Source organism: Streptomyces lushanensis, from assembly GCF_001700515.1.
In the GTDB taxonomy this organism is placed as follows: Bacteria; Actinomycetota; Actinomycetes; order Streptomycetales; family Streptomycetaceae; genus Streptomyces; species Streptomyces lushanensis.
In genome coordinates this window covers 1-550 of the sequence record NZ_MAUD01000687.1, presented here as the reverse complement: position 1 = coordinate 550, position 550 = coordinate 1, and the positions used below count along the sequence as shown (strand labels likewise).

Annotated in this window: 2 protein-coding genes; one reads left to right on the top strand and one right to left on the bottom strand. The window is 71.6% G+C overall.

The window, feature by feature from the left end; genetic code table 11:
* Positions 1–149, bottom strand: a 149-nt coding sequence (locus BFF77_RS37645; protein WP_141698625.1) for a MerR family DNA-binding transcriptional regulator, incomplete at its 3' end; no start/stop codon positions are given.
* Positions 150–236: 87 nt separating this feature from the next.
* Here BFF77_RS37645 and BFF77_RS32415 point away from each other — a divergent pair.
* On the top strand, positions 237–550 hold a 314-nt coding region (locus BFF77_RS32415), incomplete at its 3' end, for a heat shock protein transcriptional repressor HspR (RefSeq protein ID WP_425424469.1).

Sequence of the window (550 nt, the reverse complement as noted above, 5' to 3'; positions counted from 1 at the left end):
GGGCACACCAGACCGAGGCGGTCGTACTGCCGGAGGGTCTGCGGGTGCAGCCCGGAGAGCTGGGCGGCCACCGAGATGACGTACACCGGCGTCTCCTCGGTGAGCTGGTACGGATTGCGCCGCCGGCCGTCCCTGTCCGCGCCGTTCACCGGATTCACGCTCCCTTCGCCGCCTGGAACAGCTCCGCCCGCGGACGAGGATCCGCGGGCGGAGCTGTTCCAGGCGGCGAAGGGAGCGTGAATCCGGTGAACGGCGCGGACAGGGACGGCCGGCGGCGCAATCCGTACCAGCTCACCGAGGAGACGCCGGTGTACGTCATCTCGGTGGCCGCCCAGCTCTCCGGGCTGCACCCGCAGACCCTCCGGCAGTACGACCGCCTCGGTCTGGTGTGCCCGGACCGCACCGCGGGCCGTGGGCGCCGCTACTCGGCCCGTGACATCGAGCTGCTCCGCCAGGTGCAGCAGCTGTCGCAGGACGAGGGGATCAACCTGGCCGGCATCAAGCGGATCATCGAACTGGAGCACGAGGCCGCGGCGCTCCGGGCCCAGGT